At 60.1% G+C, this 22,687-nt stretch carries 18 protein-coding genes and 2 tRNA genes; 17 read left to right on the forward strand and 3 right to left on the reverse strand.

The window, feature by feature from the left end:
* Positions 1 to 39 precede the first annotated feature (39 nt).
* The 13 genes from AC4ANK_RS09320 (at position 40) to AC4ANK_RS09380 (ending at position 13,351) form a co-directional block, all read left to right on the forward strand.
* On the forward strand, positions 40 to 2,868 hold the full coding sequence (locus AC4ANK_RS09320; RefSeq protein ID WP_031594872.1) for a motility hub landmark protein FimV: 2,829 nt from the start codon (positions 40 to 42) through the stop codon (positions 2,866 to 2,868).
* 161 nt (positions 2,869 to 3,029) lie between these two features.
* Positions 3,030 to 3,854, forward strand: coding sequence for a tRNA pseudouridine(38-40) synthase TruA (truA, locus tag AC4ANK_RS09325; RefSeq protein ID WP_011168144.1), 825 nt, complete (start codon positions 3,030 to 3,032; stop codon positions 3,852 to 3,854).
* 61 nt (positions 3,855 to 3,915) lie between these two features.
* Positions 3,916 to 4,536 carry a phosphoribosylanthranilate isomerase gene (locus AC4ANK_RS09330; protein WP_002552708.1) on the forward strand — a complete coding sequence of 207 codons (621 nt, stop codon included), beginning with the start codon at positions 3,916 to 3,918 and terminating at the stop codon, positions 4,534 to 4,536.
* 249 nt (positions 4,537 to 4,785) lie between these two features.
* On the forward strand, positions 4,786 to 5,706 hold the full coding sequence (gene accD / locus AC4ANK_RS09335) for an acetyl-CoA carboxylase, carboxyltransferase subunit beta (RefSeq protein WP_002552709.1): 921 nt from the start codon (positions 4,786 to 4,788) through the stop codon (positions 5,704 to 5,706).
* A complete protein-coding gene (gene folC / locus AC4ANK_RS09340; RefSeq protein ID WP_460383096.1) occupies positions 5,703 to 7,007 on the forward strand; it encodes a bifunctional tetrahydrofolate synthase/dihydrofolate synthase in 1,305 nt (434 codons plus the stop codon). Before accD ends, folC begins: the two co-directional genes overlap by 4 nt.
* On the forward strand, positions 6,991 to 7,656 hold the full coding sequence (locus AC4ANK_RS09345; RefSeq protein ID WP_002552711.1) for an SPOR domain-containing protein: 666 nt from the start codon (positions 6,991 to 6,993) through the stop codon (positions 7,654 to 7,656). The genes folC and AC4ANK_RS09345 overlap by 17 nt, the downstream gene beginning before the upstream one ends.
* Before the next feature lie 118 nt (positions 7,657 to 7,774).
* Positions 7,775 to 8,362, forward strand: coding sequence for a CvpA family protein (locus AC4ANK_RS09350; RefSeq protein WP_002552712.1), 588 nt, complete (start codon positions 7,775 to 7,777; stop codon positions 8,360 to 8,362).
* Between the two features lie 12 nt (positions 8,363 to 8,374).
* On the forward strand, positions 8,375 to 9,883 hold the full coding sequence (purF, locus tag AC4ANK_RS09355; RefSeq protein WP_004657889.1) for an amidophosphoribosyltransferase: 1,509 nt from the start codon (positions 8,375 to 8,377) through the stop codon (positions 9,881 to 9,883).
* Between the two features lie 21 nt (positions 9,884 to 9,904).
* Positions 9,905 to 11,116 carry an O-succinylhomoserine sulfhydrylase gene (locus tag AC4ANK_RS09360; RefSeq protein WP_002552714.1) on the forward strand — a complete coding sequence of 404 codons (1,212 nt, stop codon included), beginning with the start codon at positions 9,905 to 9,907 and terminating at the stop codon, positions 11,114 to 11,116.
* Positions 11,113 to 11,931, forward strand: coding sequence for an SDR family oxidoreductase (locus AC4ANK_RS09365; protein ID WP_460383092.1), 819 nt, complete (start codon positions 11,113 to 11,115; stop codon positions 11,929 to 11,931). The genes AC4ANK_RS09360 and AC4ANK_RS09365 overlap by 4 nt, the downstream gene beginning before the upstream one ends.
* 149 nt (positions 11,932 to 12,080) lie before the next feature.
* A tRNA-Val gene (locus AC4ANK_RS09370) sits at positions 12,081 to 12,156 on the forward strand.
* 66 nt (positions 12,157 to 12,222) lie between these two features.
* A tRNA-Asp gene (locus tag AC4ANK_RS09375) sits at positions 12,223 to 12,299 on the forward strand.
* A 233-nt stretch (positions 12,300 to 12,532) separates the two neighbouring features.
* Positions 12,533 to 13,351, forward strand: coding sequence for a DUF2242 domain-containing protein (locus AC4ANK_RS09380; protein ID WP_002552716.1), 819 nt, complete (start codon positions 12,533 to 12,535; stop codon positions 13,349 to 13,351).
* A gap of 158 nt (positions 13,352 to 13,509) precedes the next feature.
* On the opposite strand, the gene ilvA is transcribed toward AC4ANK_RS09380, so the two are convergent.
* Complete coding sequence (gene ilvA / locus AC4ANK_RS09385; RefSeq protein ID WP_080900718.1) at positions 13,510 to 15,045, reverse strand: threonine ammonia-lyase, biosynthetic; 1,536 nt, start codon at positions 15,043 to 15,045, stop codon at positions 13,510 to 13,512.
* Positions 15,046 to 15,166: 121 nt separating this feature from the next.
* On the opposite strand from ilvA, the gene AC4ANK_RS09390 reads away from it, so the two are divergent.
* Complete coding sequence (locus AC4ANK_RS09390; RefSeq protein WP_010208991.1) at positions 15,167 to 15,586, forward strand: hypothetical protein; 420 nt, start codon at positions 15,167 to 15,169, stop codon at positions 15,584 to 15,586.
* A gap of 6 nt (positions 15,587 to 15,592) precedes the next feature.
* On the opposite strand, the gene AC4ANK_RS09395 is transcribed toward AC4ANK_RS09390, so the two are convergent.
* Together AC4ANK_RS09395 and AC4ANK_RS09400 are read right to left on the reverse strand one after the other, a co-directional pair.
* A complete protein-coding gene (locus AC4ANK_RS09395; protein ID WP_002552717.1) occupies positions 15,593 to 16,633 on the reverse strand; it encodes an AraC family transcriptional regulator in 1,041 nt (346 codons plus the stop codon).
* Between the two features lie 2 nt (positions 16,634 to 16,635).
* Positions 16,636 to 17,769 carry a nitrilase-related carbon-nitrogen hydrolase gene (locus tag AC4ANK_RS09400; protein ID WP_002552718.1) on the reverse strand — a complete coding sequence of 378 codons (1,134 nt, stop codon included), beginning with the start codon at positions 17,767 to 17,769 and terminating at the stop codon, positions 16,636 to 16,638.
* A gap of 203 nt (positions 17,770 to 17,972) precedes the next feature.
* On the opposite strand from AC4ANK_RS09400, the gene AC4ANK_RS09405 reads away from it, so the two are divergent.
* The 3 genes from AC4ANK_RS09405 to AC4ANK_RS09415 all read left to right on the forward strand — a co-directional run bounded on the left by AC4ANK_RS09405 (position 17,973) and on the right by AC4ANK_RS09415 (position 22,468).
* Complete coding sequence (locus tag AC4ANK_RS09405; protein WP_002552719.1) at positions 17,973 to 20,012, forward strand: NADPH-dependent 2,4-dienoyl-CoA reductase; 2,040 nt, start codon at positions 17,973 to 17,975, stop codon at positions 20,010 to 20,012.
* A gap of 25 nt (positions 20,013 to 20,037) precedes the next feature.
* Positions 20,038 to 20,982, forward strand: a complete 945-nt coding sequence (locus tag AC4ANK_RS09410) for a 1-aminocyclopropane-1-carboxylate deaminase/D-cysteine desulfhydrase (protein ID WP_002552720.1) — start codon at positions 20,038 to 20,040, stop codon at positions 20,980 to 20,982.
* A 148-nt stretch (positions 20,983 to 21,130) separates the two neighbouring features.
* Positions 21,131 to 22,468, forward strand: a complete 1,338-nt coding sequence (locus tag AC4ANK_RS09415) for an MFS transporter (RefSeq protein WP_005733175.1) — start codon at positions 21,131 to 21,133, stop codon at positions 22,466 to 22,468.
* Positions 22,469 to 22,687 lie beyond the last annotated feature (219 nt).

Below are 22,687 nucleotides of genomic sequence, written 5' to 3' on the forward strand. Positions count from 1 at the left end.
TCCCCGGATCTCGGGGAATCTTTAAACAAGGGATGGGCTATGGTTCAGGTTCGTAAACTGGTATTAGCAATCGCTGCGGCTTCAGCGCTGTCATCGGGTATGGCGCAGGCGCTGGGGCTCGGGGAATTGTCGGTCAAGTCGACCCTGAATCAGCCCCTGGTAGCGGAAATAGAGTTGACTGAGGCGCAGGGGCTTAACGCAACGCAAGTTGTGCCGAGCCTGGCGACCACTGCTGACTTCGCTCAGGCGGGCGTTACCCGTCAGGCATTTCTCAACGATCTCACTTTTACCCCGGTTATCAACGCCAGCGGTAAAAGTGTCCTGCGCATTACTTCCAGCAAGCCGGTGCGCGAGCCTTACGTGAAGTTCCTGGTTCAGGTGCTCTGGCCAAATGGCCGGTTGCTGCGTGAATACAGCCTTCTGCTCGATCCACCGAAGTTTTCTCCAGAGGCCGCCGCTGCGGCCGCCGCCCCGGCACCAGCTGCTGCTCCTGCCGCACCCGCGCAACTGGCGACAGTCGCGCCGTCGACAGAGGCTGCGGCACCCGAGGCTCCAGCACCTGCCGCCAGTGCGCCGGTATTGCCGCCGCCAGCCGCGGACAAACAGGCACAATATGTCACCGCCAATAACGATACGTTGTGGGAAATTGCCGCGAAGGTACGTACTGGCGGCACTGTCCAGCAAACCATGCTGGCCATTCAGGCGTTGAACCCGGAAGCCTTCATCGGCGGCAACATCAACCGCTTGAAGAAGGGGCAGGTGCTGCGCCTTCCGACTCCGCAGCAAACCACCGCGTTGCCACAACCGCAGGCAGTTGCAGAAGTTTCCCGGCAGTACAGCGCCTGGCGTGAAGGCCGTCGCCTGCCTGCCGGCACGCGCCAGGTCGATGCCACCCGCCGTGATCGCGCTGGCGCTGCTCCTTCAAAGGTCGATACCTCCGACAACCTGAGCCTGGTTTCGGCAAGCGGCAAGCCTGCGGCAAAAGGTGCAGCGGGTGACAGTGATCTTGGCAACAAGCTGGCGGTGGCTCAGGAAGCTCTGGACACCACGCGCCGTGACAATGCCGAGCTGAAAAGCCGCATGAACGACCTGCAAAGCCAGCTCGACAAGCTACAGCGACTGATTGAGCTGAAAAACGGTCAGTTGGCCAAAATGCAGGCCGCCGGTGCAGCTGTGCCTCCGGCTGCTGCCACCCCGGAAGCCACCACGCCTGCCAATGCGGCAGTGCCTGCTTCGCTGGTCGATGCCAATGGAGCTCCGGTCAAACCGGCTGGGGAGATTGCTCCTGAGGATGCATTGCCGGCAGGTGCCGCCGAGGTTGCGACTCCTGCAGCCGATCAGCCGCTGGCTGTGGAGCCGGTGGCTGCAGCCGAAGATGAAGACGTGCTGCAGAAAATCCTCAACAACCCGGTACTGCTTGGCCTGATCGGCGGTGCCGTATTGTTGATTCTGGCCTTGTTGCTGTTGTTCCTGGCGCGTCGTCGCGCTGCGAAGGCCGAAGCCGAGAAGCACAAGCGTATGGCGCGTGCTCTGGCTGAGGAGTCGGATTTTGTTTCAGACATGGACATGAATGCACCGCCAGCCAGCTTCGATGGCCTGGACGTGCCACCACCGAACGTTCGCATGGGGGCTGCTGGTGCCGCCGCTGCCACCGCCGCTCGCGAACGTCCTGCCGATCCGCTGCTTCAGGCCGAGATCCATATTGCTTACGGGCGCATGAATCAGGCTGTCGAACTGCTTGAAGAAGCAGTGAAGGAAGATCCGAAGCGCGATGATATTCGCCTCAAGCTGATGGAAATCTACGCCGAGCAGGGTAATAACAAAGCTTACGCCGCCCACGAACGCAAACTGGTGGCAGCGGGAAAGCGTGAAGCTGAGGTCGAGCAGCAGGAAGAACTTAACTCGACCCTGAAGCCGGTAGCGCCTGTTGCTGCGCCAGCGGTTTCTGAATCTGCTACTGCGTCGGCTGCTCCGGCAGTGGCCGCGGCGGCAGCTGCCAGTGCTGCTGCGCTGGTTGCAGAGCTTGACGCCAAGTATGTTGAAGAGCTGTTGGCCGATGATTCGGCAGAGCAAGAGGTTGAACCTGAGCCTGAAGTCGCTGTAACAGCAGATCCCGAGCCCGCACCTGAAGTGGTTACGCCGCTGGCCGCTGAACCTGCTGAAGAAGCGGACCCGTTCGATCACGATTTTGACTTGAGCCTGGATGAATTCGAAGAAGCGCCCACGCCTGAAGTCACCACTGTGAACGAGCTTGACGACCTGATGCTGGATGAGCCGAAGGTGCAGGCAGCAGCGGATGACGAGGAGCTGAGCTTCGAGTCGATCATGCAGCAACAGGAAGAGGTCCGTGCGGCGACTACGCCGGAAGACCTTGCCGACTTCGATCTGGACCTGTCCGAAGAAGATCCGGCGCTCAAGAACGAGGATGACTTCCTGCTCGGCCTTGGCAATGATCCACTTGATCTGGGTGAAACGCCGTCTGTGCCGCCTGTCAGTGATGACCTTGAGCTTCCGGAAGACTTTGATCTGTCGCTGGCGGACGAGATTGAAACCGATCAGGCCAGCCAGGCATTCGCGACCGAAATCGACGACGTCAATGCCGAGCTGGACCGCCTTTCACAGAATCTCGAGCATCCGCCGCTTGATGAACCAAGGTTCACGGCCGAAGATGCCGCGGCACTGGATGACGAACCGGACTTCGACTTCATGGCCGGCACTGACGAAGCCGCGACCAAGCTTGATCTGGCGCGCGCCTATATCGACATGGGCGATGCAGACGGTGCCCGGGATATTCTTGACGAAGTGGTCACCGAGGGCGATGACGGACAGAAAAGCGAAGCGCGGGAGATGCTTTCGCGGCTGGCCTGATCCCCCTAAGGCAACAACCTGCAAACGGCCGCTTATGCGGCCGTTTGCATTTCAATCGCCCGGCTTGGTAGCGTGTTTTTCTTGCGGCCGTATAATGACCGACTTTTTGCGAACCGACAGGCTGTACCACTTTGGCGAACATAGACAACCCGGCAGCCGAAATGGCTGCCGAGGGTTTTTCCCGAATCGCGCTGGGCGTTGAATACAAGGGCTCGCGCTATTGCGGCTGGCAACGTCAGGCATCCGGTGTGCTGACCGTGCAGGAAACTCTTGAAGACGCTTTGTCAAAAGTGGCTGCATCACCGGTATCACTGATGTGTGCCGGCCGCACAGATGCTGGCGTGCATGCCTGCGGGCAGGTGGTGCATTTCGATACGCAGGCCGAGCGCACCATGAAGGCCTGGGTCATGGGCGCAAATATCAATCTGCCCCATGACGTCAGCGTAACCTGGGCCCGGGTCATGCCCGCTACGTTTCATGCCCGCTTCAAGGCCATTGCCCGTCGTTATCGCTACGTGATCTACAACGATCAGATTCGCCCGGCGCACCTGAATCAGGAAATTACCTGGAATCATCGCCCACTTGATGTAGAGCGGATGGCACTGGCAGCCGAGTATCTGGTCGGTACTCACGACTTCAGCGCTTTCCGCGCCGGCCAGTGTCAGGCCAAGTCGCCAGTCAAGCAGTTGCACCACCTGCGCGTGACGCGTCACGGCAAGATGATCGTGATCGACGTGCGCGCCAATGCCTTCCTGCACCATATGGTGCGCAACATCGCCGGTGTTCTGATGACCATCGGCACTGGCGAACGTCCGGTCGAATGGGCGCGGGACGTGCTGGAAAGCCGGGTTCGGCGTACCGGTGGTGTGACAGCCCATCCTTATGGTCTGTACCTCGTGCAGGTCGAGTACCGTGATGAATTTCCGCTGCCCGAGCGTTTTGTAGGTCCGCATTTTCTTACGGGCTTTGCAGAACTGGACGGCTGACGACCCGAGCAGCATTTGCTAACATCCGGGACTTTCCGAAAGGTCTGAGGTTGCTCACTATATGTCAGCCGTTCGCAGCAAGATCTGCGGGATTACCCGCATAGAGGATGCTCTGGCTGCAGCCGAGGCAGGAGCCGATGCAATTGGCCTGGTGTTCTACCCGAAAAGTCCGCGTGCAGTAACAGTGCTGCAGGCTCGCGCTATCATTGCCGCGTTGCCGCCGTTCATTACCACTGTCGGCCTGTTCGTCAACGCCAGCCGCTGCGAACTCAACGAGACGCTGGATGCGGTTGCGCTGGACATGCTGCAGTTTCATGGCGATGAAACACCTGATGAATGCGATGGTTATCATCGCCCCTACATCAAGGCTTTGCGGGTCAAGGCGGGTGATAACATCGCTCAGGTTTGCCGTACCTATCGCAATGCGCGAGGCGTGCTGCTCGACACCTATGTAGAGGGTGTTCCTGGCGGCACCGGAGAAACCTTCGATTGGGCGCTGATTCCGGACGATCTGGATAAACCGGTCATTCTGGCGGGCGGGCTGACGTCGGCGAATGTGGCGCAGGCCATTGCCCAGGTTCGGCCCTACGCCGTGGATGTCAGCGGCGGTGTCGAAAAGAGCAGGGGCATCAAGGATCGGGAAAAGATCCTTGCGTTCATGAGTGCGGTGCATGGCACCTGATGTGATGGTTGCCGGTCGGCCGCCGTCCATAAGCCTGTCCCTGCCACGAGGCATGCGGGTCGAATCAAGTAAGCGGTGGTGCCAGAGTGCAACGCCGTCGTTGTGAAAAATCGGGGTGAGGGATGTGCAGGTCTGGCTTGGGTCGATCGCTATCCTTCATCATCGTCCATACACGAATTTATCCGAGGGCATGCGACTGGCGCGTGATCGCCAGCCGTTCGAGCCACACCGGTACTGGAGATATAAAGCATGAGCAACTGGTTGGTAGACAAACTGATCCCATCGATCATGCGTTCCGAGGTCAAAAAGAGCTCGGTTCCCGAAGGCCTCTGGCACAAATGCCCGTCCTGCGAGGCGGTTCTGTATCGCCCGGAGCTGGAAAAGACCCTGGACGTCTGCCCCAAGTGCAACCACCACATGCGTATCGGTGCGCGCGCACGCCTGAATATTTTTCTGGATGTTGAAGGCCGCGAAGAGCTGGGTGCCGATCTTGAGCCGGTCGACCGTCTGAAATTCCGTGACGGCAAGAAATACAAGGACCGCCTGACCGCTGCGCAGAAGCAGACCGGTGAAATGGATGCGCTGATTTCCATGAGCGGCACCCTGCTGGGCATGCCGGTGGTGGCGTCAGCATTCGAGTTCTCGTTCATGGGCGGTTCTATGGGCGCCATCGTCGGCGAGCGTTTCGTGCGCGCCGCCAACTACGCCCTGGAAAATCGTTGCCCGATGATCTGCTTCGCCGCTTCCGGCGGTGCGCGCATGCAGGAAGCACTGATCTCGCTGATGCAGATGGCCAAGACCTCGGCCGTTCTGGCACGTCTTCGCGAAGAAGGCCTGCCCTTTATCTCGGTGTTGACGGACCCGGTCTACGGCGGCGTTTCCGCCAGTCTGGCCATGCTGGGCGATGTCATCGTTGCCGAGCCCAAGGCGCTGATCGGTTTCGCCGGTCCTCGCGTGATCGAGCAAACCGTTCGCGAGAAGCTGCCAGAGGGCTTCCAGCGTAGCGAGTTCCTGCTGGATCACGGTGCTATCGACATGATCATCTCGCGTAGCGAGCTTCGTCCGCGTCTGGGTAACCTGCTGGCGCAGATGATGAACCTGCCGACGCCTCGTTTTGTAGCGCCGGTCATCGAGCCTATCGTCGTTCCACCGGCACCGGCCACGATATGACCTCTACATCCCTGAGCGACTGGCTCGCTTACCTGGAGCAACTGCATCCATCCGCCATCGACATGGGGCTGGATCGTTCTCGGCAGGTAGCGCAGCAGTTGGGGCTGACGCGTCCGGCTCCCAGGGTGATTACGGTGACCGGCACCAACGGCAAGGGATCAACCTGCGCCTTTGTCGCTGCCTTGTTGCAGGCTCAGGGCTTGAAAGTCGGTGTCTACAGCTCCCCACATTTGATTCGCTATAACGAGCGGGTGAAAGTGCAGGGTGTCGAGGTAACCGACCTGGAGTTATGCGATGCGTTCGCGGCGGTTGAAGCGGCGCGTGGTGATGTAACCCTGACTTATTTCGAAATGGGCACGCTGGCGGCATTCTGGCTGTTCGAACAGGCCCGGCTGGATGCGGTCGTTCTGGAGGTCGGTCTGGGTGGTCGCCTGGATGCGGTAAATCTTGTTGATGCGGATTTCGCGCTGGTCACCAGTATCGGTGTTGATCACGCCGAGTATCTGGGTAACACCCGTGAGTCGGTCGCCTTCGAAAAGGCCGGAATCTTTCGTGCCGGTTGCCCAGCGTTGTGCGGCGATCCAGAACCACCCGAGCCGCTGCTGGCCAAGGCTCGTGAGTTGGGTTGCCCGCTGCTGATGCGTGGTCGTGATTTCGACCTCTCGATAGGCAAGGACAGTTGGGACTGGCGTGGTGTTGCTCACGGCGAACAGGTCGAACTGCGCGGTCTGCCACTGCTGGACCTGCCTATGCAGAACGCAGCGTTGGCACTTCAGGCGTTTGCCTTGCTGGGGTACCCGCTGCAAACGGATGCAGTAGGGCGGGTTCTGGCGCAGACCCGGCTCGCCGGTCGTCTTGATCGCAGAACTGTCAGCTGGCAAGGCAAGCGGCTCAATCTGCTTCTCGATGTGGGTCACAACCCCCATGCGGCGCAATTTCTGGAGCAATGCCTTGCGCGCCAGCCGGTTGTCGGCAAGCGTCGCGCCGTATTTGGCCTGTTGAACGACAAGGACCTCGAGGGTGTGGTCGCGCATCTGGTGCCGGTCATCGATGAGTGGGCCGTTGCGCCGCTTCCTACCTCGCGCAGCCGACCGGCAGAAGAGTTGCATTCGGCCTTGCAGAACCTTGGCGCCTGCGTGACGTCCTATCAGAGTGTTGCGTTGGCGCTGGAAGCTCAGTGCGCGCACGCCACGCCCGATGACGAGATTCTGCTGTTCGGATCATTTTACTGTGTTGCCGAGGCCCTGGAATGGGTGGCCCGGTACACCGATGAGGACGCTGCAAATGGCTTTGCTGGATAACGTATTCAAGCAGCGAATGGTTGGAGCACTGGTGCTGATCGCTGTGGCGGTCATCTTCTTGCCCATGCTCTTCACGCGGGAAGATGAAACGCGTCAGGTGCAGGTCGATGCACCGTCCGCACCCCAGGCACCTGCGGCTTCGCAGATCCGGGTCGACCCGGTGCCTGTTCCGGAGCCTCAGGCCCTGCCTCAGGAGCCTGTGCCCAACGACGATGACATGAGCAGCAGCCAGCCGCCTTCCATGCCGATCGCACCTGCCCCAAGTACTCCGGCTGCACCCCCGGTTGCCAGCGCCCCGGCCCCGAAGCCTGCTGCCAAGCCGGCACCTGCGCCTGCTCTGGCCCCGGCCCCGGCAGCCCCTGCGGCACCCGCCAAGCCAGCAGCACCTGCTGGCGTCGATGCCAACGGGCTGTCGATCAGCTGGTCGGTTCAACTGGCAAGCATGTCCAACCGTGCCAACGCCGATAACCTGCAAAAGACCCTGCGAACTCAAGGTTACAACGCTTACATTCGCACTGCCGATGGCGTTAATCGGGTATTTGTCGGCCCGCTTATCGAGCGTGCCGAAGCTGATCGTCTGCGCGATCAGCTCGACAAACAGCAAAAGCTCAAAGGTATTGTGGTGCGCTTTCAGCCTGAGCGGGGCTGACCGTTCGGCACCTCGTGCCCTTGCGTTAAAGGAAAATGCCTCGCGCCGGTAATCGCTGCTTACCGGCAGGCGGGCGCTCTGCTAAAATGCGCCGCCTTATCCGTCTGCAGGCTGCAACGTGCCATTTACTCCGGTTGACTGGGCAATTCTGGGAATTGTCGCCATCTCCGCCCTGATCAGTCTGAAGCGCGGCTTCGTAAAAGAAGCACTGTCGTTGACGACGTGGATCATTGCAGGCGTTGTGGCCTGGATGTTTGGCGCGGGGCTGTCGCAGTATCTGGTCAATTACATAGAAACACCTTCGGCCCGCGTGATTGCGAGCTGCACCATTCTTTTTGTCGCCACCTTGCTGGTAGGCGCCATGGTCAACTTTCTGATAGGCGAGCTGATTCGCGTCACCGGGCTTTCCGGGACCGATCGTTTTCTCGGCATGGTCTTCGGCGCAGCGCGCGGAGGCCTGCTTGTCGTTGTAGCGGTAGGGCTGTTGAGCCTGGGGCCGGTGCAACAGGATCAATGGTGGCAGCAGTCCAGGCTGGTGCCGCAATTTCTCATGGTCGCTGACTGGTCGAAAAACCTGATTCTAGGGATGTCCAGCAAGTGGCTCGCCAGCGGCATCAGCGTACCCGCTGATCTGCCGTTCAAGGAACAGATCCTGCCGTCTACAATGCCGCAGGATGTGCTCGGTAAATCCAGTTCCACTAAGTAGGGGTTGTGTCGCATGTGTGGCATCGTCGGTATCGTCGGCAAGTCGAACGTCAATCAGGCGCTGTATGACGCGCTTACCGTCCTCCAGCACCGCGGCCAGGACGCTGCCGGTATCGTAACCAGCCACGATGGCCGGTTATTCCTGCGCAAGGACAACGGATTGGTGCGTGATGTGTTTCATCAACGCCATATGCAGCGCTTGGTCGGGCATATGGGCATTGGTCATGTGCGCTATCCAACGGCGGGCAGCTCGACGTCTGCAGAGGCCCAGCCGTTCTACGTCAACTCGCCTTATGGCATCACGTTGGCGCACAACGGCAACCTCACCAACGTCGAACAACTGGCCAAGGAGATTTACGAATCCGACCTGCGCCATGTGAACACCAATTCCGATTCGGAAGTGCTGCTCAACGTTTTCGCCCATGAGCTGGCCGTGCGTGGCAAGTTGCAGCCGACCGAAGAGGATATCTTCGCCGCAGTGACCGACGTGCATAATCGCTGCCGTGGCGGCTATGCGGTCGTGGCAATGATCACCGGCTACGGCATTGTCGGCTTCCGTGACCCGGACGCCATTCGTCCTATCGTGTTTGGCCAGCGTCATACCGACGAAGGCGTCGAATACATGATCGCGTCGGAAAGCGTGTCGCTGGACGTGCTCGGCTTTACCCTGATTCGCGACCTGGCACCGGGCGAAGCGGTCTACATCACTGAAGATGGCAAGCTGCATACCCGTCAGTGTGCGGCCAACCCCAAGTATGCGCCGTGCATCTTCGAACACGTTTATCTGGCACGTCCTGACTCGATCATCGACGGCATTTCGGTCTACAAGGCGCGTTTGCGCATGGGCGAGAAGCTGGCCGACAAGATCCTGCGCGAGCGTCCGGATCACGATATCGATGTGGTCATCCCGATTCCGGACACCAGCCGTACCGCTGCGCTGGAGCTGGCCAATCATCTGGGCGTCAAGTTCCGCGAAGGTTTCGTCAAGAACCGCTACATCGGCCGGACCTTCATCATGCCGGGCCAGGCTGCGCGCAAGAAATCCGTACGCCAGAAGCTCAACGCCATCGAGCTGGAGTTCCGTGGCAAGAACGTGATGCTGGTGGATGACTCCATCGTGCGCGGCACGACCTGCAAGCAGATCATCCAGATGGCCCGTGAAGCCGGTGCCAAGAATGTCTACTTCTGTTCGGCGGCCCCGGCCGTGCGCTACCCGAACGTCTACGGTATCGACATGCCGAGTGCTCACGAGCTGATCGCCCACAACCGTTCCACTCAGGACGTTGCCGACCTTATCGGTGCCGACTGGCTGGTTTATCAGGATCTGAATGACCTGATCGAAGCGGTCAGTGGCAGCAAGAAGATCAAGATCGACAACTTCGACTGCTCGGTTTTCGATGGCAAGTACGTGACCGGTGACATCGACGAGCATTATCTGAACAGGATCGAGAGCGCGCGTAACGACGCCTCCAAGATCAAGACTCAGGCCGTGAGCGCGATCATCGATCTGTACAACAACTAAATTGGACAAGGAGTGGGCGGCATGACTCAGGAATGGGATGCAGGTCGGCTGGATAGCGACCTTGAAGGTGTGGGTTTCGATACCCTTGCCGTACGTGCCGGGCAACACCGCACCCCGGAAGGTGAGCATGGCGATCCCATGTTCTTTACCTCCAGCTATGTCTTTCGCACGGCTGCCGATGCGGCCGCGCGTTTTGCTGGCGAGGTGCCCGGCAACGTCTACTCGCGTTATACCAACCCGACCGTGCGCTCTTTTGAAGAGCGCATCGCCGCGCTGGAAGGTGCCGAACAGGCCGTCGCTACGGCCACCGGCATGGCGGCGACCCTGGCGGTCGTGATGAGCCTGTGCAGTGCCGGTGATCATGTGCTGGTGTCGCGCAGCGTCTTTGGCTCGACCATCAGCCTGTTCGACAAGTACTTCAAACGCTTTGGCATTGAGGTGGATTACGTTCCGCTCGCAGAGCTGAGTGGCTGGGACGCGGCCATCAAGCCCAACACCAAAATGCTGTTTGTCGAGTCGCCGTCCAATCCATTGGCCGAGCTGGTGGACATCGCTGCATTGGCTGAAATCGCTCACGCCAAGGGTGCGATGCTGATCGTCGACAACTGTTTCTGCACGCCGGCCTTGCAGCAGCCGCTGTTGCTGGGTGCTGATATTGTCGTGCATTCGGCTACCAAGTTCATCGACGGCCAGGGTCGTTGCATGGGCGGTGTGGTTGCCGGCCGCAGCGAGCAGATGAAGGAAGTGGTGGGTTTCCTGCGCACCGCCGGGCCGACACTCAGCCCGTTCAACGCGTGGATCTTCCTCAAGGGCCTGGAAACCCTGAACCTGCGGATGCGCGCTCATTGTGCCAATGCCCAGGCGCTGGCCGAGTGGCTCGAGCAGCAGGACGGTATCGAAAAGGTCCACTACGCCGGACTCAAGAGTCATCCGCAGCATGAGCTGGCGCAGCGTCAGCAAAAGGGTTTTGGCGCGGTGGTAAGTTTCGAAGTCAAGGGTGGCAAGGATGGCGCATGGCGCTTCATCGATGCCACGCGGCTGATTTCGATCACCGCCAACCTGGGCGACAGCAAAACCACGATCACTCACCCGAGCACTACGTCTCATGGTCGTTTGGCACCTCAGGAGCGTGAGGCAGCGGGTATTCGGGACAGCCTGATACGGGTTGCAGTGGGCCTGGAAGATGTGACGGACCTGCAAGCCGACCTGGCTCGTGGTCTGGCGGCATTGTGAACGACAAGTCCGGTAACAAAAACAGTGGCGAGACGGGCGAAGAGTGGGCGTTGAAATTTGCCAGCACCCACAACGGCCGTGTTGCTCTGGTGACAGGTGCCGCGCGCGGCATCGGGCTGGGTATCGCGGCGTGGCTGATTGCCGAGGGCTGGCAAGTGGTGCTGACCGATCTGGATCGTGCGAGGGGCTTCAAAGTGGCGGGTGCACTGGGTGAAAATGCCCTGTTCATTGCCATGGACGTTGCCAGTGAAGAGCAGGTCGCGGCAGGTGTGGCCGAGGTGCTCAGGCAGTTTGGCCGTCTCGATGCGCTGGTGTGCAACGCCGCGATTGCCGATCCGCACAACACTACGCTGGAAAGCCTTGAGCTGTCGCACTGGAACCGTGTACTGGCAGTCAACCTCGGCGGTCCGATGCTGCTCGCAAAGCATTGCGCGCCTTACCTGCGTGCGCACTGTGGCAGCATCGTCAACCTTACCTCTACTCGCTCCCGCCAGTCCGAGGCCGATACCGAAGCTTATGCGGCCAGCAAGGGCGGCCTGATGGCGCTGACGCACGCGCTGGCAATCAGTCTGGGGCCGGAGATACGTGTAAACGCCGTCAGTCCCGGCTGGATTGATGCGCGCGACCCCTCGTTGCGCAAGGCCGAGCCGTTGTCCGAGACCGATCACGCCCAGCATCCTGCCGACAGGGTAGGGACGGTAGAAGATGTGGCCGCGATGGTTGCGTGGTTGTTGTCCAGAAACGCCGGTTTTGTGACCGGGCAGGAATTTGTGGTCGACGGCGGCATGACGCGCAAGATGGTCTACGCCGAATAGTTTCGTGCAGTCTGCCAACATTGACTCTTTGTTGTGCTTTTGATGTGTGGTAGCGGTTTTGCGATTGAGCCTGTTTTTTAAAAAACTTCAATCAGGCTATTGACTTAGGTTCGTTAGGTGCGTAAATTTCGCGGCCTCAACGAAGCAAAGGGTGATTAGCTCAGCTGGGAGAGCAGCTGCCTTACAAGCAGCGGGTCGGCGGTTCGATCCCGTCATCACCCACCATCGTTGAGTTTGAAAGCTGAAGTACGAGGGCTTTCAAAGTATCAAAAGGACGCAAGTCCACAATGCGCAGCGGTAGTTCAGTCGGTTAGAATACCGGCCTGTCACGCCGGGGGTCGCGGGTTCGAGTCCCGTCCGCTGCGCCATACACCGCTTCAAGGCCCTTGAACTCCTTGAAGCAAACACGAAAGCGACCCTAGGGTCGCTTTTTTGTTGTCTGCGTTTTGTCCTTAGGCGAGTAGGGTGGTTGGCCTGAACACGTGTTGTATCCAAATCCTTTTGATCTGTACGTTGATCCAGCGTCGGCCTTGTTGCAGACTTACCGCCATTTCCCAGTTCGCAGTCTTGCTGGCAGTCTTTTCCTTCCTCAGGATTTTCGATGTTTAAGCTACTGAACGTTCGTACCGCATTCTGGATCTCTGCCGTGTTGATGGCAGCTGGTTGTTCATCGCCGAAGCAGGCGGTTTATGACCACGAACATTTCGATGACGCCGGGACCTTCTCCCGTAGTTATCCCGCCACCGACCTGGCTTATTGCGAAGCGGGGCGGCGTGCCTTGTTGAGCCAGGGCTATATCATCACCAGCAGCGACCCGAAGATGATTGCCGGTCGCAAGAGCTTTCAACAGACCGGCGATGCGCATATTGAAATCAGCTTCAATCTGGTGTGCGCCGCTGATGCGAAGGACGGCAGTTCCACCATGTTCGCCAACGCTCTGCAGGACCGCTATGCGCTGAAGAAGACCAACAACTCGGCCAGCCTCGGGGTTGGAGTGCTGGGTTCCGTCTCGATGCCGATAGGCTCCACTGATGACTCGATGGTCAAGGTGGCCAGTGAAACCGTGTCATCGGCGAAGTTCTACGAGCGCTTTTTCGGTCTGGTGGAAAACTTCCTGCCACCGGAAGTGAAAAAGGCTGCGCATATTGTCGAGAAGCCCAAGGCAGATCTGGGTGTTCCTGATGTAGCCCCTGCTGCAGCCGAGCCGGCCAAGGCGGCCGAACCCGCCAAACTGGCTCCAGCAGCAACGGAGTCGCCCGCCAAGGCCGAACCCGCTGCCGAATCAGCCACGCCGCCCGCGGCAAGCGAACCACTGCCAGCGCCAGCCGAGCCTGCATCGTTCAAGGCGGAAACGGTCGACACACCGGCAGCCGAGCCAGCAGACAGCGCCAAGCCAGCCGAGGCTGAGCCCGCTCAATAACGGCTGTCGTGATCATGCACGGCGGACGCAGAGCGTCCAGAACTGCATCCCCACGCAGAGCTTGGGGACGATAATCAAGGTGTCCAGAGAACCTCTATCGTGCCCATGCTCCGCGTGGGTATGCCGGTCCGCATGAGGAACGAGAGGTATCCACGTCCTCAGCCCAGAAACAACCGATACGCCGGGTTCTCGCTCTCGTCCCAATACGGGTAACCAATCTCGTCCAGCGCTGCGCCCACCAGGTGCCGCTCTTCCTCCGGCACTATCAGGCCAGCGACCACTCGGCCGTCTGCTGCGCCGTGGTTGCGGTAATGGAACATCGAGATGGTCCAGCGTCCGCCCAGGCGGTTGAGGAAGTTGAACAGCGCGCCGGGGCGCTCCGGGAATTCGAAACGCAGTACCACTTCGTCGTCGACGCGCTCGGCATGCCCGCCGACCATGTGGCGGATGTGCAGTTTGGCCAGTTCGTTGTCGGTCAGGTCCAGCACCGGGAAGCCCTGGCCGGTCAGGCTGGCGATCAGGGCGCTGCGTGGGTCGTTCTCGGGATGGGTCTGCACGCCGACGAAGATGTGCGCCTCGCGATCAGTGTGATAGCGGTAGTTGAATTCGGTGATCTGCCGCTTGCCGATGGCCTCGCAGAACGCCTTGAAGCTGCCCGGTTGTTCAGGAATCGTCACGGCAATGATCGCCTCGCGACCTTCGCCCAGCTCTGCACGTTCGGCCACGTGACGCAAACGGTCGAAGTTGACGTTGGCTCCGGAGTCGATGGCCACTAGTGTCTGACCGCTGATGCCGCGCTGCTCGACATATTTCTTGATCCCGGCAACACCCAGCGCGCCCGCAGGCTCGGTGATCGAGCGGGTGTCGTCGTAGATGTCCTTGATCGCCGCGCAGATTTCATCGGTGCTGACGGTGATCACCTCATCGACATAATGACGGCACACTTCAAAGGTGTAATGGCCGATTTGCGCCACCGCCACACCATCGGCAAATAGCCCGACCTGGCTCAGCACCACGCGCTCCCCGGCGGCCATCGCCGCTTGCAGGCAGTTGGAGTCGTCCGGCTCGACGCCGATCACCTTGATCTCCGGGCGCAGGTATTTCACATACGCTGCGATACCGGCGATCAGACCGCCGCCCCCGACCGGAACAAAGATCGCATCCAGCTGCCCCGGCTGCTGACGAAGAATCTCCATCGCCACGGTGCCTTGCCCGGCAATCGTATCGGGGTCGTCATACGGGTGGATGTAGACGAAACCCTGTTCGTCGACCAGTTTCAGCGAATAGGCCAGCGCCTCGGGGAAGGAGTCGCCGTGCAGCACCACCGTGGCGCCCCGTGAGCGCACGCCTGCGACCTTGATTTCCGGGGTGGTGCGCGGCATGACGATAGTCGCCAGAATGCCCAGTTCACGCGCTGCCAGTGCCAGACCTTGCGCGTGGTTACCCGCCGAGGCCGTGACCACGCCGCGTGCGGCCTCTTCTGCGGTCAATTGCGCCAGCTTGTTGTACGCGCCGCGAATCTTGAAGGAGAACACCGGCTGCAGGTCTTCTCGTTTTAGCAGCACCTGATTGCCCAGCCGCTCGGACAGCTGGCGAGCGCCGTGCAGCGGGGTTTCGATAGCCACGTCATAAACACGGGAGGTGAGGATTTTGCGGGCGTAATGATTGAGCAGATCGTGCTGGCCTTGGCTCATCGCGTCGATCCCTCATACATGCGCAGGGCGGCAACAGATGGCAGACCGCTAATCAGGTTCAGGAAGGCGCGAAGGGCGATAGAGCGAGGGATAACGATCATGTCTGACTCCTGGTTCAATAATGTTGCCCAGGAGACAGAAGAAACCCGCCTCCAGGGCGGGTTTTTGCAAACGTCGGCTAACCCGCCATGACTGGAATGACGGTAATAATAATCTGGCCGAGGTTTTGCTTGATGAGGTTCATGGCCCTGAGGTTAGGTCGACACGGGCCTGCAAGTCAATAGTGCCTGGCTGGCCGCGTATCGAGAGACGTGCTGAATCGGCGACGATCTTTTTCGTCTGTTTGATAGGGATCAACATTTTTATTTCACATTGGCACTTTAATGTTGATCTTGCGGTCAGTTATTTCAGCTTTAATTATCACCCATACTCAATCAGCCAAGAGGGCGAAGAAATGGACGAATACCAGGAAGAACTGCTTGAATACCGTGCATCGGAGCTGGACCCGGTAGAGCCTGCCGACGACGCTACCGAGTTATGAAAGGCTTCATGCGCTTTGGCGCTGGCTGCGGCGGAACTCTCCTGGAGTCTGTGCGTTCCAGCGTTTGAAGGCGCGTTGAAAGGCTTCGGCAGAAGCGAACCCCAGCAGGTAGGCGATCTCCCCGAACGCCAGTTCAGTGTCGCGAATATAAGTCATCGCCAGATCACGCCGCGTGTCATTGAGTACGGCGCGAAAGCATGTGCCTTCCTCGGCCAGCTTGCGTCGCAGTGTCCAGGTCGGCAGCTTGAGCCTTGCCGCCACCTCTTCCAGATCCGGTTCCCTGCCACCGTTCAATAGCGGCCCAAGCAATTGAATAATGCGTTCACGCAAGCTGCGGGTACGGGTCTGTTGATCCAGTTCGCCTTCGCATAATTGCAGCAAATGCCGCCAGGTACTCGGGCAGTGGTCAGGGTTGCGTAATGCAAGACAGCTCTGATCCAGGCGCAGTTGATTGGTGGCTGCGGCAAATATCACCGGGCTGTCGCTCAGGCTGGCATATTGCGCGGCGTAGTCAGGCGCATCGAATTCGATCTCGACACGTTGTGCACGTAGTCTGGTGCCCGCCAGTGTTGAGAGCTGAGCCAGCCAGCCAGCCAAAATCGAGTCCACAACAAAGCGGTTGTAAGCGTTATAGGGGCTGATTGAATAGAAGCGCATCCAGGCGCCTTGCGCATCCTCGTGAAAGCTCGACTGACCGCGATAGTTGGAGGCATACAATGGCTCGAAACGGATCAGCGTGCGGGCGGCCTCGCGCACTGTGGGAGCCTGGGCGGCGGTCACGCCCGCCAGACCTGCATGCGCGAAACGACTGAGCTGGCCCATGTGCAAGCCGAGCCCGGGCTGGCCGGTAAGCTGTATGGCAGCATGCCCCAGGCGCATGTAGCGTGGGATAGACAGTCGCGCACGCGCCTGACTCAGGCGGGCGGGGTCCAGACCGTACTGCTCGAGCAGCGGATCAGGATTCTTGCCTAAGCGAGTGACCGCACCGGCCAGACTCTGGATGTAGCCCACCGACAGGTCACCAAGGCGCAGGGTCAAGGTCGGCATCGTCAAAGCCAGAGGTTGATCAGGCGGGCACCGCCAGCGGGGCCATTGTCAGACGACGGTTCGGCAATTGTCTGACCTGCGTGGCTGGCAAAACTTTGCCCGGCAACGCCCTGATTCCAGAATTGCCCGCGCATGAACACGCTGACCCCTGCCTGTGCACTGCTTTGCGCTGGACGGCCGATCAGGGTCAGGCGATGCCAGGCTTCGCCCTCGCTTGGATTGTCGGCTGCCATATCGATGCTTGAGTGCCGAGGCTTGCGCCACGGTTCGGACCAAGTGGCCTTGCCGATCACAAAAGCAGGCACCGCAATCAGCTGCGCACCGCTCTGATTCAAGCGTGCGTAATTGTCCGCGTACCAACTGTCGCTACCGATCAGCACGGCCAGACGCCCTGCGGGCGTGTCGAGCACATTCAATGGTGCGTCGCTCGCCGTGTGCACGTAGCGTTTCTGAAAACGGTCCGGGTACAGCTGACGCTGAGGCTGGCCGAGCGGCTGGCCATCGCTGCCGAATGTCAGGCTGCTGTTGTACAGGGCGCCTTTACCGACTTTCAACTGACCGTTTTCAACGCTTGGTTCCGGCAGCACAATCGAGCCTGCCACCAGTGTTATGCCGAACTCTTTGGCCAGACCGCCGAACAGTGCCTGATAGTCGCGTGCCATCGATCGTGCCTTGAGGCGCAGATGGGCGTCATCCAAACGGTCCTGGCCTTCGGCACTGAGCATCGCCGTGATGAATTGCAGCGGATTGCTCCAGGACAGCCAGTCCATCGCTTCATCGACTGTTGCTGCTTGATAAAGCTCATCCTTCTCGCCACTGGCGAACAGCCAGGTGCCGATATGCTCGGGGAGTACTACCACCGTTCTGTGGTTGATCAGCCCGTAATCGCGGGCCTGTTGCAGATAGGCGGCCAGCTTGCGGTGCAGTCGGTCAGTGTTCTGGTAGTCCGTGGGGAACAGCTCCGGCTCGATGCCCAGCATGTTTCCGCGTTCACCGGGCTCGCCTTCATTGATTGCCAGGCGAATGCGCAGATCGGACAGGTAGTGGCCCGCCGGACGTTGTCCGGTCCAGACTGCGTAGCTGACAAGGCTGGCTATGCTCAGCAGGATCAGACAGATGGCGAAGAGTTTGCGCATAAAAAGGCCGACTGGCTGCCATCAGGGAATTGTCGACTAGGGTAGGACGACGTCAGTCGCTTGCCAAGTGCCGCTGCGCGTTTGGATCAATAACTTGTCACTTTCGGTCATTGAGTGTGGGGCTGGATGCGTCTTTACTGTTGCCCATGAGAGGACCCGCAGAGGTCCTTGTTTTCCCGTGATTGACTCGATGGAGCTTCGCCATGACTGCTGCTCATTACCCGCACCTGCTGGCCCCGCTGGACCTGGGCTTCACAACCTTGCGCAACCGGACCTTGATGGGCTCGATGCACACTGGTCTTGAAGAGCGGCCGGGTGGTTTCGAGCGCATGGCGGCTTATTTTGCCGAGCGGGCACGCGGCGGGGTCGGGTTGATGGTGACCGGCGGGATCGCGCCCAACGAAGAGGGTGGCGTCTACGACGGTGCGGCAAAACTCACCAATGCCGAAGAGGCGGAGCAGCATCGCATCGTTACCCGTGCCGTCCACGAGGCTGGCGGCAAGATCTGCCTGCAGATCCTGCATGCCGGTCGCTACGCTTATAGCCGCAAGCAGGTTGCGCCGAGTGCTATCCAGGCACCGATCAATCCGTTCACGCCGCGTGAGCTGGACGAAGAGGGCATCGAAAAGCAGATCGCTGATTTCGTGACCTGTTCCACGCTGGCCCGCAGTGCCGGGTATGACGGTGTCGAAATCATGGGTTCGGAAGGCTATTTCATCAATCAATTCCTCGCCGCACATACCAACCACCGCACCGATCGCTGGGGCGGCAGCTATGAAAACCGCATGCGCCTGGCGGTCGAGATCGTTACGCGGGTGCGTGAGGCGGTCGGTGCGGATTTCATCATTATCTTTCGACTGTCGATGCTGGACCTTGTGGAGGGTGGTAGCACCTGGGAAGAGATCGTCCAGCTGGCCAAGGCGGTCGAACAGGCGGGTGCGACGCTGATCAACACCGGGATCGGTTGGCACGAGGCACGTATTCCGACCATCGCCACCAAGGTGCCGCGTGCAGCGTTCAGCAAGGTCACTGCCAAACTGCGAGGTTCGGTGAAGGTGCCGCTTATCACTACCAACCGCATCAATACCCCGGAAGTTGCCGAGCGCATCCTCAGCGAAGGCGACGCCGACATGGTCTCGATGGCTCGTCCTTTTCTGGCCGACCCGGAATTCGTCAACAAGGCTGCGGCGGGGCACGCCGAACGGATCAACACCTGCATCGGCTGTAATCAGGCCTGCCTTGACCACACCTTCGGCGGCAAGCTCACCAGTTGCCTTGTCAATCCGCGCGCCTGTCACGAGACTGAACTCAACTACCTGCCCACCCGGCAGGTGAAGAAAATTGCCGTGGTGGGTGCCGGTCCTGCCGGTCTGGCTGCTGCAACCGTTGCTGCACAGCGCGGACATGAGGTGACGTTGTTCGATTCGGCCAGCGAAATCGGCGGCCAGTTCAATATCGCCAAGCGCGTGCCGGGCAAGGAAGAGTTCTCCGAGACGCTGCGTTACTTCCGCAACAAAGTGGAAGAAACCGGCGTGCAGTTGCGCCTCGGCACTCGCATAAAAGCCGAAGACTTGCTGGGGGCCGGCTTTGACGAGGTGATTCTGGCAACCGGCATCGCACCGCGCACTCCTGCCATCCCAGGTATCGATAACCAAAAAGTGCTCAGCTATCTGGATGTCATTTTGCAGCGCAAGCCGGTCGGGCGCAGCGTGGCAGTGATCGGCGCAGGCGGTATCGGTTTCGATGTGTCGGAATTTCTCGTGCATCAGGGCGTGGCCACCAGCCTGGATCGTGAGGCGTTCTGGAAAGAGTGGGGCATCGATACCACGCTTGAAGCGCGCGGCGGCGTGGCCGGGATCAAACCTGATGTGCACGCCCCGGCACGCCAGGTGTACCTGCTGCAACGCAAGAGCTCCAAGGTGGGCGACGGCCTGGGCAAGACCACCGGCTGGATTCACCGCACCGGGCTGAAAAACAAGCAGGTGCAGATGTTAAACAGTGTCCAGTACCTGAAAATCGACGATGCCGGGTTGCATATTCGCATTGGTGAAGACGGCGAGGAAAAGCTGCTGGCGGTAGATAACATTGTGATTTGCGCCGGGCAGGACCCGCTGCGCGAGCTGTATGACGATCTGGTCAGCGCCGGGCAAAGCGTCCATCTGATCGGCGGTGCAGACGTTGCCGCCGAGCTGGATGCCAAACGCGCTATCGATCAAGGTTCGCGTCTGGCCGCTGCGCTCTGATTGAGCTTGTCTGTAAACTGCGCGGATGATCGTTGACGCCCTTGACTGGCAGCCCACTGCTGCGCTGCAACGCTTGAACCTGCCCTGGCTGCAAGATGCCGGGGTCGAGGTGGCGATCCTGCGCCTGGACCTTATTGACTCGCTCATCAGCGGCAACAAATGGTTCAAGCTCAGCGAACACCTGACCCAGGCTGTCGAGGCGGGTGCAGAGGGATTGATCAGCCTGGGCGGCGCACACTCCAATCATCTCCATGCTCTGGCAGCAGCGGGCAGGCGCTTCGGTTTCCCGACGGTGGGCCTGTTGCGTGGTCACGCCCAGCAGACGCCGACGGTACTGGACCTGCAAGCTTTTGGCATGCAATTGCATTGGCTGGGTTATGCGGGTTATCGAGCACGACATGCTGCGGATTTCTGGCTGCCCTGGCAGGCGCAATATCCTGAGCTGTATCCGATTGCCGAAGGCGGTGGCGGGCTTGCCGGTGCGCTGGGCTGCGCAAGGTTGCGGGAGATGGTCGATAGCCAGCTCGGGCACCTTGGCTGGGACGATTATCACGGCTGGTGGCTGGCAGTCGGCACAGGCACAACGCTTGCCGGTTTGCTGTTGGCCGAGGCCGGCGCCCATCCGGTATATGGCGCGATGGCGGTGCCGGACGATCATGGCGTTGCTCAAAACATCGTGGCTGTGTTGAAAGAAGCCGCAGGGTCGCAGGTGAACGCCTCGCCGAACCTGCCCGCTGCCTGTGTCCTGCTGGAGGCCAGCCGGGGCGGTTTCGCCAGAACCGATGCCGCGCTGCTCGACTTCATCGCCAGCAGCGAGGCGCATAGCGGCGTACCTCTGGAGCCCTTGTACACCGGCAAGGCTTTGCTGGCCCTGCACGATGAGGTGCTGGCCGGTCGGTTCAAGTCAGGCAGCCGTCTGGTCCTCGTCCATACCGGTGGCCTGCAGGGGCGGCGCGCGATGGGCCTGTAAGCCTTGTGGCAGAGCCTTTGGCATGAATTCTGCGCAGATCGGTGGCGAGACGTCGGCCATGACTACGTGGATGACACTTCTGGAGTGAGGCATCCGGGTCGCTGTCTCGATAATTGGTCCATTCCAGATCAATACGCTGAGGTCAGCCATGACAACTACCGCCGTAGAGCAAGTCGATCCTGCCACGCTGAAAAAGGTCATCGTCGCGGCGGCCATCGGCAACTTCGTCGAATGGTTCGATTTCGCCGTGTACGGCTTTCTGGCAACCACCATCGCGCTGCAATTTTTCCCCAGCGGTGACAGCAGCGCCGCGTTGTTGAAAACCTTCGCCGTGTTTGCCGTGGCCTTCGCATTCCGGCCATTGGGCGGGATTTTCTTTGGCATGCTGGGTGACCGCATCGGGCGCAAGAAGACCCTGGCGATGACCATCCTGTTGATGGCAGGCGCGACCACACTGATCGGTCTGTTGCCGACGTATGCGGCGATTGGCGTGATGGCGCCGATTCTGCTGACCGTGATTCGCTGTGCGCAGGGTTTCTCGGCCGGAGGGGAGTATGCCGGGGCCTGCGCCTACCTCATGGAGCACGCTCCGCGCACGCAGCGGGCCTGGTACGGCAGCTTCGTGCCGGTGTCGACGTTTTCCGCCTTCGCTGCCGCAGCAGTGGTGGCTTACGCGCTGGAGTCGTCACTGTCGACCGAAGCCATGGGCAGTTGGGGCTGGCGCCTGCCGTTTCTGATTGCAGCGCCCTTGGGGCTGGTCGGCTTGTACTTGCGCTGGAAGCTCGACGAAACCCCGGCCTTTCAGGCTGTCACGCAAGAGCACGCCGTGGCTCACTCGCCACTAAAGGACACCTTGCGCCATCATGCAGCGGCCATGTGTTGTCTGGGAGCGTTCGTGTCGTTGACGGCGCTGTCGTTCTATATGTTCACCACTTACTTTGCGACCTACCTGCAAGTGGCCGGCGGGTTGAGCAGGGCGACGGCGCTGCTGGTTTCGTTGATCGCACTGGCCTTCGCCGCTGCTCTCTGTCCGCTGGCCGGTGCCTATTCGGATCGGGTAGGCCGTCGGGTCACCATGGCAACGGCCTGTACTCTGTTGATGGTCGTGGTGTTTCCGTCATTCCTGATGGCCAGCTCCGGCTCGTTCATTGCCTCGATCGTCGGGGTCATGCTGCTTGCTGTGGGCGCAGTGCTGTGCGGTGTAGTGACAGCAGCGCTGTTGTCGGAAACCTTCCCGACCCGCACCCGCTATACCGCCTCGGCAATCACCTACAACATGGCCTACACCCTGTTCGGGGGCACCGCGCCGCTGGTGGCGACCTGGCTGATCGGTGTCACGGGCAGCAACCTGTCGCCAGCGTTCTACCTCATCGCCGTAGCCGTATTGGCGATGGCTGGCGGCCTAGCCCTGCCGGAAACCTCGAAAATCTCGTTGCATGATGTGCCCGTTGCAGGCGAAGAGCCGGTGATGGGGTCGATCGCCTGAGCGTCACGATCGGCATGCCATATAAATAGCAACTGCCAACGCAGTGCGTTTCAACCGCGATGGCACTGGCGACGCAGAGTGCGACCTTAGTGACACGGCGAACGAATCCGACGAAGTCGGGCCGGAAACAGGAGCGAGGGGCTTTGGTTGCTATGGCCCCTCAAAGTAACTCGCCGAGGGGTGAAAAAGGTGACCTGAGTCGAACCCCAATCCACCTGA

The sequence above is a fragment of the Pseudomonas sp. Pmew2 genome, from assembly GCF_058129885.1.

Bases quoted from the DNA above. Each gene is read 5' to 3' on its own strand.
- AC4ANK_RS09320 (WP_031594872.1), top strand. From the start codon at position 40: ATGGTTCAGGTTCGTAAACTGGTATTAGCAATCGCTGCGGCTTCAGCG.
- truA (WP_011168144.1), top strand. From the start codon at position 3,030: ATGGCTGCCGAGGGTTTTTCCCGAATCGCGCTGGGCGTTGAATACAAG.
- AC4ANK_RS09330 (WP_002552708.1), top strand. From the start codon at position 3,916: ATGTCAGCCGTTCGCAGCAAGATCTGCGGGATTACCCGCATAGAGGAT.
- accD (WP_002552709.1), top strand. From the start codon at position 4,786: ATGAGCAACTGGTTGGTAGACAAACTGATCCCATCGATCATGCGTTCC.
- folC (WP_460383096.1), top strand. From the start codon at position 5,703: ATGACCTCTACATCCCTGAGCGACTGGCTCGCTTACCTGGAGCAACTG.
- AC4ANK_RS09345 (WP_002552711.1), top strand. From the start codon at position 6,991: ATGGCTTTGCTGGATAACGTATTCAAGCAGCGAATGGTTGGAGCACTG.
- purF (WP_004657889.1), top strand. From the start codon at position 8,375: ATGTGTGGCATCGTCGGTATCGTCGGCAAGTCGAACGTCAATCAGGCG.
- AC4ANK_RS09360 (WP_002552714.1), top strand. From the start codon at position 9,905: ATGACTCAGGAATGGGATGCAGGTCGGCTGGATAGCGACCTTGAAGGT.
- AC4ANK_RS09380 (WP_002552716.1), top strand. From the start codon at position 12,533: ATGTTTAAGCTACTGAACGTTCGTACCGCATTCTGGATCTCTGCCGTG.
- ilvA (WP_080900718.1), bottom strand. From the start codon at position 15,045: ATGAGCCAAGGCCAGCACGATCTGCTCAATCATTACGCCCGCAAAATC.
- AC4ANK_RS09390 (WP_010208991.1), top strand. From the start codon at position 15,167: ATGTTGCCCAGGAGACAGAAGAAACCCGCCTCCAGGGCGGGTTTTTGC.
- AC4ANK_RS09395 (WP_002552717.1), bottom strand. From the start codon at position 16,633: ATGCCGACCTTGACCCTGCGCCTTGGTGACCTGTCGGTGGGCTACATC.
- AC4ANK_RS09400 (WP_002552718.1), bottom strand. From the start codon at position 17,769: ATGCGCAAACTCTTCGCCATCTGTCTGATCCTGCTGAGCATAGCCAGC.
- AC4ANK_RS09405 (WP_002552719.1), top strand. From the start codon at position 17,973: ATGACTGCTGCTCATTACCCGCACCTGCTGGCCCCGCTGGACCTGGGC.
- AC4ANK_RS09410 (WP_002552720.1), top strand. From the start codon at position 20,038: ATGATCGTTGACGCCCTTGACTGGCAGCCCACTGCTGCGCTGCAACGC.
- AC4ANK_RS09415 (WP_005733175.1), top strand. From the start codon at position 21,131: ATGACAACTACCGCCGTAGAGCAAGTCGATCCTGCCACGCTGAAAAAG.